Source organism: Corallococcus silvisoli (genome assembly GCF_009909145.1).
In the GTDB taxonomy this organism is placed as follows: domain Bacteria; phylum Myxococcota; class Myxococcia; order Myxococcales; family Myxococcaceae; genus Corallococcus; species Corallococcus silvisoli.
On sequence record NZ_JAAAPJ010000054.1, the window covers coordinates 1 to 1,572 of the forward strand.

The 1,572-nt window shown below is 70.4% G+C and carries 1 protein-coding gene; it reads left to right on the top strand.

Features of this window, described 5'->3' with window-relative positions:
* A partial coding sequence (locus tag GTY96_RS37015; RefSeq protein ID WP_161667171.1) for a condensation domain-containing protein occupies positions 1 to 1,572 on the top strand: 1,572 nt, incomplete at both ends.

Sequence of the window (1,572 nt, forward strand, 5' to 3'; positions counted from 1 at the left end):
GTGCTGGACGCCCACGGCCAGCCCGTCCCCGTCGGCGTCCGCGGTGAGTTGCACGTCGGCGGCGTCGGCGTCGCTCGTGGCTACGCCGGACGCCCCTCCCTCACCGCCGAGCGCTTCATCCCCGACGCCTTCTCCGGTGAGTCCGGCTCCCGCCTCTACCGCACCGGTGACGTCGTCCGCTGGCGCGACGACGGCCAACTCGACTTCGTCGGCCGCATCGACGCCCAGGTGAAGGTGCGCGGCTTCCGCATCGAGTTGGGTGAAGTCGAGTCCGCACTCCTCAACCATCCCCAGGTGCACGAGGCCGTCGTCCTCGCTCGGGAGGACTCGCCGGGCGACAAGCGCCTCGTCGCCTACCTCGTGCCCACCTCCGGCCACGTCTTGGACCCCTCCGTGCTGCGCTCGTTCCTCAAGGAGCGACTGCCCGAGTACATGGTGCCCGCAGCCTTCGTCCTCCTGGCGGCACTCCCCCTTACCTCCAACGGCAAGGTGGACAGGAAGGCACTGCCTCCTCCCGAGGCCTCCCAGCTTCGCGCGGGCAATGTCTACGAAGCCCCCGCCTCCCCCCTCGAAGAGACTCTCGCCTCACTCTGGAGCGAGGTGCTTCGCGTCCCCTCCGTCGGCCGCACCGACAACTTCTTCGAGTTGGGCGGCCACTCCCTCCTCGCCACCCAACTCGTGGCCCGCGTCCGCGCCGCTCTCGACGTCGAGTTGCCCCTGCGCGCCCTCTTCGAGGCCCCCACCGTCGCCTCCCTCGCCCAGAGGCTGCAACGCGCCTCTTCCGCCACCCGCCTTCCTCCCCTCACTGCCTCCCGTGCCGAAGGCCCCCAGCCTCTCTCCTTCGCCCAGCAGCGCCTCTGGTTCCTCGACCAGCTGGCCCCCGACGACGCCTCCTACAACCTCCCCGTCGCACTGCGCCTCCTCGGCCGCCTCGACGTCGACGCCCTTCGCCTCTCCTTCGAGGCCCTCGTGGCCCGACACGAAGCCCTCCGCACCACCTTCTTCGAGCACGAGGGCCAGCCCTTCCAGCGCATCCACTCCCCCTCCTCCTGGACTCTCCCCGTCCTCGACATCTCCGGACTCGACGGCGCCGCTCGCGAGGCCGAGACGCTTCGCCTCGCCACCCTCGAAGCACGCCAGCCCTTCCACCTCGTCCACGGGCCTCTGCTTCGCACCTCCCTGCTTCGCCTCGCCGACGCGACTCACGTCCTCCTCGTCACCATGCACCACATCGTCTCCGACGGTTGGTCCATGGGCGTCCTCATCCGCGAGCTGGCCGCCCTCTACGAAGCCTTCTCCTCAGGCCGCGAGCCTTCCCTCGCTCCTCTCCCCGTCCAGTACGCCGACTTCGCCACCTGGCAGCGCCAGTGGCTCCAGGGCGAGACGCTCGACTCCCAGCTTCGCTACTGGAAGCAGCAGCTCTCCGGCGCTCCCGCCGCCCTCGAGTTGCCCACCGACAGGCCTCGCCCTCCCGTCCAGTCTCGTCGCGGCGCCTCCCTCCCCGTCCACTTCCCCTCCTCCCTCTCCGACTCCCTTCGCGGCCTCGCTCAGCGGGAAGGCGCCACTCCCTTC